Source organism: Marseilla massiliensis (assembly GCF_016899855.1).
GTDB lineage: Bacteria > Bacteroidota > Bacteroidia > Bacteroidales > Bacteroidaceae > Prevotella.
This window is the reverse complement of record NZ_JACJJG010000110.1, coordinates 1-8849: the sequence shown is the minus strand read 5'-3', so window position 1 is coordinate 8849 and position 8849 is coordinate 1. Positions and strand designations below refer to the sequence as shown.

The following is an 8849-nucleotide window of genomic DNA, read 5'->3' as shown; positions in this document are numbered from 1 at the left end:
GCCTCCGTCTCCAAACGCGAGTACGCAAGCGCCTTCTCCAACTCGCGCACGCGCTTGCGCAGGGCCGCGTTCTCATCCTTGTAATCTTCCTTGCTGCGTCTTGCCATGTCGTCGTATTCTTCTTCCAACGGCAAAGATAAGGTTTTCTCACCATACTTTGACTGCCATGACGACAATAACGTCGGATTACACAGGCCATACTTCTTTGCACACTTGCGCTTGCTCATGCCTGACGAGTAATAGTCACGAAGGACGCTCAATTTGAACTCCTCGCTGTACTTTGTTGGATTCTTTCGCATTGTTTTACACATTTTTTATTGTTCATAAATGTGTCAACTTTTGCCAGGACAAGACAACCTGATTTACCGCCGCCCGCATTCAATAAGCGAACAAGACTGTCCCGTATTACTCATCAGGCGCCGAATTAGGATTTTCCCTACGCCTTTTAGGGATTATCCCATACCGTTTTTAACCGATAATTATTAAATTTGCAACAGTAAAGAAAACGTAAGGAGGCTGTCATGAACAGATATGCTATATTGTCGTTAAGCGCCGTAATGCTGCTCACTGGCTGCGGCACGTACACCGGCTCGGGCGCCATCACGGGCGCAACGTTCGGCTCCGTAATCGGCTCCGCTATCGGAGGGATAAGCGGAGGGCCGCGCGGCAGTGACATAGGCACGCTGATAGGCATGGCGGGCGGCGCAGTGGTGGGCGGCGCAGTGGGCACGCAGGCGGACAAGAAGCAGCAGGAATACAGGGAGGTGAGCGACGCGCGCTTCGAGCGTAAGTACCGCGAACACCGCGAGGCGGCCACCCGTGGCAACGACGTTTATGACGACCGGAGCGGCGAGTATTACGAAGACGAGAGCGGATTCGACCCCGAAGGACGTGGCGACGACGTGCTGTACGACTTCAACGGCTCCGACTATACCGGCGACTACACTGCCACCAGCCCTAAAGACGTGGTTCCGTCGATACGCTACGACAACATAAAGACGACCGAACGGCGCACGGACAAGCCGCTGGAGGTGCGCAACGCACGCTTCGTAGACGACAACCAAGACCGCAGTATCAACCCCGGCGAGCTGAGCAAGGTAATCTTCGAGGTGTACAACAAGTCGTCAGAACCTGTGTACGACGTGCAGCCCATGGTAGTCGAAACTACCGGCAACAAGCGCATTCACATATCCAACACCATCCACGTCGAGAAGATTCTGCCGGGCAAGGGAGTGCGTTACACGGCGATGGTGAAGGCCGACAAGCGGCTCAAGAACGGCAGCGTAGCCTTCCAGGTGTACGCCGTAAGGGGCAATAACGTGATGGCCTCGAACGTAAGCGAATTTCATATACAAACTGTAAAATAATCATATCGCAACATCTTAAAGGCGGGCGGGCAGACATAAGACATCTGTCCGCCCGCATGCTTATGCGCCGGAAACGGGTGAAGGAGCGCCGTACATCCGACAACCGCGCCCTCCGCTCCATTAAAGAACATGTTAAAGAAACAAGTCTTAACGAACATTGAGTTCACGGAGATTCATTGAAAATAATGTAAATTAAAGGTTAAAATTCTGCTATTTGTCCTTACTTTTTACGGGAAAACCGTACTTTTGCAGCGCAACAACTTAAAAAAATGATTTTATTTTATGGGTAGACATTTTATAGTATGCATATTGTCGACCATCGTTTTATGCTCTTGCGGCTCGACAAAAAGCATGACTTACCTACAAAAAACAAGTACGGACAGCGTTGTAACGGCCGCCAAGGCACAGGAGATAAAGTTACAGCCATACGACAAAATCTCAATAGTGGTAAGCAGCCGCGACCCCAAGCTGTCGGCATTGTTCAATCTTCCGGCAGTGTCAGGAACCGTCGGCAATAATGACTCCGTAAGCGTAAACGGCGTGGCCAAGTACACCGTTGACGGCAAAGGCAACATCGACTTTCCCGTAATAGGCAGCCTGAGCGTAGCCGGACTGTCGCGAGACTCTATATCCAAGATGATAAAACGGAGACTGGCCGACGGACAACTCCTGGCCGACTGCGTTGTAACCGTAGAGTTTGTCAACCTTGGCCTGTCGGTGCTCGGCGAGGTAAACGCTCCAGGACGGTACAGTATTGACCGCGACTGCATAACGATTCTCGACGCCATAAGCATGGCAGGCGACATCACACGGCACGGCAACCGCCGCAAGGTAACGGTGATGAGAACCGAGGACGGAGTGCAGAAATCATACACGCTGAACCTTCTGTCGGCTGAAGACGCGCTCTCGTCCCCGGCATATTACTTGCGGCAGAACGACATAGTGTACGTTTCAAACAAATGAAAAAGGTAAAACAAGACATTATGGAAACAAATCCCGTTACACAACAAACAGAGGAAACAACGGAAGAAATCAGCATACGCGACATCCTTATATCGTGCGCGAGCCACTGGCGATGGTACGTTGCAACGGTAGTAGTAGCCCTGGCGGTGGCCGTACTGTACATAAAGAAGACGCAACCCGTGTACAAGCGCGACGCGTCAATCATGGTTCTCGAGCGCAACGACAAGCCAACCGTGCTCAACCAGCTGCTCAACGACTACGTAGACTTCGGCTTCTTCGCCGACAACACCAACGTAAACAACGTGATAGCGGCCATCAAGTCGCCCGACGTAATGTCGGAAGTCGTTGACCTGTTGGGGCTTGACGTGTCATACACAACCCGTGGAACATTCTACGACAAGACCCTTTACGGCAAGACGTTGCCCGTCAAGGTGGTGTTCAGGGACATCCCGAAGGACGAGACTGCGTCGCTCCACATCAGGCTGGAGAAGAACGGCGGCATAAAAATGTCTGAGTTCGTAAAGAACGGTAAGCCTCAGAACTCGTACGACCTGACCTGCCACGTGGGCCAGACCGTCAACACTCCGCTTGGCCGCCTGACGATAGAGAGACAGCCGCACTACCCCAGCGCCGTGGCCGATAACGACGAGATAGACGTGCGAAAGAGCGACAACGCCTCGGCTACGGGCCGCTTCCTGGGCGGGCTGTCGGTTGAGATCGGCGACAAGAAGTCTACCATACTCGACCTTTCATACAACGACGTGTCCGGCAAAAGGGCTGAAGACATCCTCTCGGCCGTCATCGACATATACAACAAAGTATGGATGAAGAACCGCAACGAGGTGTCTGCCGGGGCAACGAAGTTCCTTGACGAGCGCCTCGCCATCATCGAACGGGAGCTTGACAACGTTGACAACGACATATCAAGATACAAGAGCAAGAACCTGCTTCCTGACGTGGAGAAGGCCTACAGCCTGTCGATGGAGCGCGCTGACAAGAACTCGGCCATCCTGCTCGACCTCAACACGAAGCTCTCCGTGGCAGGATATATCCGCGACTACATAACCAACCGGGCTAACACCAACCAGCTGCTGCCGGCCAACATGGGCCTTGACGACGGCAAGACAGACGGCCTTATCGACAAATACAACGCCCTGCAGCTGGAGCGTAACAGCCTGATGGTCAACGGAGGGAAGAACAACCCGCTGGTGAAAGACATCGACAAGGCGCTCAACCAGCTGCGCCGCTCGGTCATAAGTTCGATAAACAACATGATAGTATCGCTCTCGACACGCATCGGCCACATACAAAACGACGAACAGAAGACCAACACCGACATATCCACCAACCCCACTCAGGCCAAGGAACTGCTGGCCGTCGAGCGCCAGCAGAAGGTGAAAGAGGCCCTGTACCTCTTCCTCTTGCAGAAGCGGGAGGAGAACCAGCTGTCACAATCGTTCACGGCCGACAACACGCAGATCGTGAAGTCGCCCACCGGAAGCAACGTTCCGCTGAAGCCGAAGAAGGGCATGATAATGCTCATCGCCCTCGTAATAGGCCTCGCTTTGCCGACAGGGGTAATCTACCTGATGGAGACCACCAACAACAAAGTGCGCGGACGCAAGGACATCGAGGACAACCTTACCGCGCCGTTCGTGGGCGAAATCCCGTTGGTAGAGGAAGAGAGAAAGGGCCTGTCGGCGTTAAAGCCGGCGCAGGAGAAGGCCTACGGCATAGTGGTCGAGCACGGGAACCACAACCTGATAAACGAGGCTTTCCGCATAGTACGCACCAACATAGAGTTCCTTACGCCGCAAGGCAACGGCGCAAGCGTGCAAATGCTGACATCATACAACAGCGGAAGCGGCAAGACCTTCCTTGCGATGAACATCGCCACGAGCCTCGCCATCAAGGACAAGCGTGTGCTCGTGATAGACGGCGACCTGCGCACCGCAGGCCTGTCGCGATACATCGGCAACCCGAAACTTGGCCTGAGCAACTACCTCGGACGGCATACTGACGACATCGACTCGATAATCTGCCACTACGAAACGTGCCCGGGACTTGACATCATGCCGTCGGGCGTCGTGCCGCCCAACCCCGCCGAGCTGCTCGCTTCCGACCGTTGGCCGAGGCTGTTGGCCGAAATGAAGAAGCGGTATGACTATATCTTTGTTGATTGTCCGCCCATTGACGCCGTTGCCGACACGTCAATCATATCGCACTATGCCGAGCGCACGCTGTTCGTTGTACGTGCCGGAAAGCTCGAAAGAGCCATGCTCGCCGACCTTGAGAAGCTGTACCGGAGCGGCAGACTGAACAACCTGTCCGTCATTCTCAACGGAACACGCAACGCCGGAACACCCTACGCCTACCGCTACGGCTACAGTTACGGATATGGAACGAATCCAAAAAGCAACAGTCTGATAGACTATTTCAGGAGATAGAAATCTTTTAAGTAGTTAAAGTAGTTATCGGTAGTTAGAGTAGTTATAGTCAAATGCCCTGCAAATTGTGTTCGCAAGCAACAAAAGTAATGACTATAACTACTCTAACTACCGATAACTACTTTAACTACTGAACATTCTATATTCCCCACCGCCACCTCTTTCTTCACAGCCTCTGCGGTATCCATGCCGTCGGGAGTAACGCAAATCACCTTGGCGAAGCCGGCGCTCAGCAGCCTGTCGGCGCCGCTCACCCGCCCGGCCAATAGCCATGTGGGCACGCCCTTACGCCCGGCGCGCCGCATCACGCGCAACGGCAGCTTGCCCATCAGCGTCTGGCCGTCAGCATGCCCCTCGCCCGTTATCACGCACGAGGCGCCGTCAAGAGCGTCGTCGAAACCCGAAATGTCAAGCAGAAGGTCAGCGCCCGAGCGCGTTTCGCCACCGAGATACTGCATAAAGGCATAGCCCAGACCTCCCGCCGCTCCGGCTCCCGGAGAGCCGGAGCGGTCGTACCCGAAATGCAGGGCCGACATCCGCGCGAACCGCCGGGCCCGCTCCTCAAGCCGCGGTATCATATCCGCCGTAGCCCCCTTTTGCCGGGCAAACACCATAGCGGCGCCGCGGGGCCCGCACAAGGGGTTGTCAACGTCAGAGGCCAGGGTGAAGCTGCACTCGCCGAGCGCGCCCGCCAGAGCGTCGTCAATCGTTCCGCCGCGCGGCGCCAGCCTGTCCGTGAGCGCCCGCAGCATGCCAATGCCCGCGTCGCTCGTGCCGCTACCGCCAAGACCAACGATAAACCTGCGGTAGCCCTTACCCACAACGTCGGCCAAAAGCTCGCCCACACCGTACGTCGTGGCGCGCATAGGGTTGCGCTCATCCTCGGCAACAAGAGTAAGGCCGCAGGCCTCAGCCACCTCGACTATCGCCGTTCCGCCTGGCACAACGCCATACTTCGCCTCGACACGGCGCATCATCTGGTTGTGAACCCAAGCCCGCTCGATACGCCCGCCGAGCGCGGCGGTAAACGCGCCGAGCATACCCTCGCCGCCGTCGGCCATCGGCAACGACACTATCTCGACGTCGCCGACCCGCGAGCGCAAGGCCCGCTCAACGGCACGTTCAGCCTCGACAGACGTCATGCAGCCCTTAAACGAGTCAATGGCCAAAACAAACTTCTTTCCCATCGCTATCACATTATTTCCCGCAAAGGTACTCATTTTATCCCGACCGGACTACTCAAGGGCACAGCAAAAACCATTCTTCACCACGAAAACGCCCCGTCAAAAAACACGGCTCATATCCCGCCCGTAACCCGTTGATAATCAGCGACCCTGCAAAATGCCGTATTTTAGCGTGAGAAAGATGGCCTTTTAGACGGTAAAACACGGCCTTTTGGAAGGCGAAATGCCGTCAATTGGAAAACCACAAGATATTATATGTATTACGGAAGGTATTAAAACACGGTCGTGTTCATGACTTACGGAGCTTTTAATGATGTTGAATGATATTTAAAACGTTCGGATATTGATATAAAAAAGATTAAAGACCAAAGTGCTTGATTGTATATTTAAATAAATTAGTTTATATTTGCGCGACTAATAAAACACATCCGATATGAAAAAATTTTTATTCGCTTTATTGGCATTCATGCCGTTGGTGGCAGATGCGCAGGTTATTATGGGAGGCAATTTGCCGCCCCTTGAGCTTATCAAGAAGACCGTTTACGACTCTGCGCGGGTGAAGGTTTACTATGACTACGCTTATCGCCCTGACTCCACTAACACAGATAAATGGAAGAAGGGGCAGGTACTCCTGCTTGTCGGAAGTCGCTATACGGGGTGTTATGATTACTATTCCATGAGGACAGACTCGCTCAACGACGCCTGGTGCCGTGAGAAGCGTCCTTCGCTTGAGGCAGCCAATGCCATGCTGCAGGTGTTAAAGAACAGAAAGTATGAATATCCTCTGGTTATCGACAATACTAAGAACAAGGTCACGGCAAGGTTCGACAAGCTTAAAACCGTTCAATATACGCAAACCCTTGAACCGCTTGCGTGGACGTTGGCCGCGGGCGACAGCACCATTGCTGGCGTACGTTGCAAGAAAGCCACGTGCCGTATGGGCGGCCGTGACTGGGTGGCTTGGTATTCCGAGGAGTACAACATGCCTTTCGGCCCGTACCTGTTTCGTGGCTTGCCCGGCTTGATTTTCGCCGTGAGTGACACCGGGAACAATTATGTATTCACCCTAAACGGTCTTGAGACGGACGCCGTGCCTGCGCCAATATACCTGCACAAGGACAACGACGTACTGAAACTGTCGCGCGAAAAGGCGTGGAGGGCGTACCGTAATGCGGTGGAAAACCCCGTTGCGGCGCTGACGATGACGAACCCAAGCATAATCTTGCCTGAGGGAACAACGAACGACAAGAGGCCTTATAACCCCATAGAATTGGAGTGATTTCCATCCCGTCTGTAACTCATTGATAATCAGCGGCTCCGCAATATGCCGTCTTTTGCAATTCATCCGTAAATCTGTTGGATAGACGGTCTGTATCAATCCCGTCCCCGAAGGGGGCGAACTATGCTTATCCGCATGTGTAGTGACCGTAGGGAACGGAACTTGCGGTATGTCCGGACGCACAGAATCGTCCTCGAAGAGGGCGAACCGTCGCTGCTATTCACCCTCTTCGAGGACGATATTATCTGCCATACGCATACCTACGGTTACGCTCCGCTTCACCGTAGGTTAAGCATAGTTGGACGTCTTCGACGCCCTTGCGGCGTCAGCATTCATCCAACAGAATTGCGGATGAACCTCAATCGGAAAACCACAAGATATTATATGTATTGCGGAAGGTATTAAAACTCGGGCGTGTTTATGACCCGCAGAGCTTTTAACGATATTGAATGACGTTTAAAATATCTGTCTATTGATACAAAAAAGATTAAAGACCAAGACATTTAATTGTGTGTTTAAGTAAATTAGTTTACCTTTGTGCAACTAATAAAACACGTTCATTATGCAAAGACTTGTATTCCTCTTGTTATGGCTTGTGCCGCTGATGTCAGGCGCGCAGACGACCGTAAGCGGTAACATACCGCCGATAAAGCCTGTAAAAAAGACTGTTTACGACTCGGCACGGGTAAAGGTTTATTATGAATATGACTATCGTCCCGACTCCACCAAGGCCGACAACTGGCGGCACGCACAGACCTTACTGCTGATAGGCAGCGAGTATTCGGGCTTCGTCGACTACTATTCGCTGAAGGCAGATTCGCTCAACGACGCTTATTACTATGCGAAACGTAAGCCTATGGAGCTGCTTATGCCATACATGTCCGTCATGCGTAACATCAATTACAAATACCCGTTGGCTATTGATATGCCACGCAACACTGCCACGGTGCAGCTGCCTGGCTTCATTAATTGTGAGTACACACAGCAGCTCGAGCCGCTTGCGTGGACGCTGGCCGAGGGCGACAGCACCATTGCCGGTGTACGTTGCAGGAAGGCAACGTGCCGTATGGGCGGCCGTGACTGGGTAGCCTGGTATTCAGTTGATTACAGCATACCGCAAGGGCCGTATCTCTTCAGTGGTCTTCCGGGGCTTATCTTCGCCGTAAGGGATACGAAGAACAACCACGTTTTCACCCTTAACGGTCTTGAAACCTTGCCAAAGCCAGAACTGATTTACCTTAAATCATACGATAAGAAACTAAAACTGTCGCGTAAGGACGCGCTAAAGGCCAAGCGCAATGAGTACGAAGACCCGCAGACGGCGATAGAAATGAGCGGAAAGCATATATGGACCGAGGACGGAAGCAGGCTCCCTTCGTCGCCTTATAACCCGATAGAGTTAGAGTAACTTCTGTCCCGTCCGTAACCCGTTGATAATCAGCGGCTCCACAATATGCCGTCTTTTGCACGCTAAAAGACGGCATATTAGGCGGTAAAACACGGTCTTTTAGCGTGCGAAGGGCCGTCAATCGGGTTCATCCGCAGTTCTGTTGGATAAAGATAAGATGCTGATATTCAAGTATTTGTATTATCTTGTATGCTCATAAGT

Annotated in this window: 7 protein-coding genes; 5 read left to right on the top strand and 2 right to left on the bottom strand. The window is 52.9% G+C overall.

What is annotated here, in order from left to right; genetic code table 11:
- A partial coding sequence (locus H6A34_RS12425) for a transposase (RefSeq protein WP_205105420.1) occupies nucleotides 1–299 on the bottom strand: 299 nt, incomplete at its 3' end.
- Between the two features lie 222 nt (nucleotides 300–521).
- Here H6A34_RS12425 and H6A34_RS12420 point away from each other — a divergent pair.
- From H6A34_RS12420 to H6A34_RS12410, 3 genes are all read left to right on the top strand, one after another.
- Nucleotides 522–1367, top strand: coding sequence for a glycine zipper domain-containing protein (locus H6A34_RS12420; protein WP_205105777.1), 846 nt, complete (start codon nucleotides 522–524; stop codon nucleotides 1365–1367).
- Nucleotides 1368–1649: 282 nt separating this feature from the next.
- Nucleotides 1650–2330 carry a polysaccharide biosynthesis/export family protein gene (locus H6A34_RS12415; protein ID WP_021948489.1) on the top strand — a complete coding sequence of 227 codons (681 nt, stop codon included), beginning with the start codon at nucleotides 1650–1652 and terminating at the stop codon, nucleotides 2328–2330.
- Nucleotides 2331–2350: 20 nt separating this feature from the next.
- The gene (locus H6A34_RS12410; RefSeq protein ID WP_205105776.1) at nucleotides 2351–4777 is read left to right on the top strand and encodes a polysaccharide biosynthesis tyrosine autokinase; all 2427 of its coding nucleotides are present in this window, start codon (nucleotides 2351–2353) and stop codon (nucleotides 4775–4777) included.
- A gap of 104 nt (nucleotides 4778–4881) precedes the next feature.
- On the opposite strand, the gene H6A34_RS12405 is transcribed toward H6A34_RS12410, so the two are convergent.
- Entirely contained in the window at nucleotides 4882–5964 is a 1083-nt protein-coding gene (locus H6A34_RS12405; protein WP_205105775.1) for a glycerate kinase family protein, read from the bottom strand.
- 430 nt (nucleotides 5965–6394) lie between these two features.
- Between H6A34_RS12405 and H6A34_RS12400 the strand changes: the two genes are divergently transcribed.
- Entirely contained in the window at nucleotides 6395–7240 is an 846-nt protein-coding gene (locus H6A34_RS12400; protein WP_205105774.1) for a GLPGLI family protein, read from the top strand.
- 562 nt (nucleotides 7241–7802) lie between these two features.
- Nucleotides 7803–8648 (top strand): GLPGLI family protein, encoded by an 846-nt coding sequence (locus H6A34_RS12395; protein WP_205105773.1) that lies wholly within the window; start codon nucleotides 7803–7805, stop codon nucleotides 8646–8648.
- Nucleotides 8649–8849 lie beyond the last annotated feature (201 nt).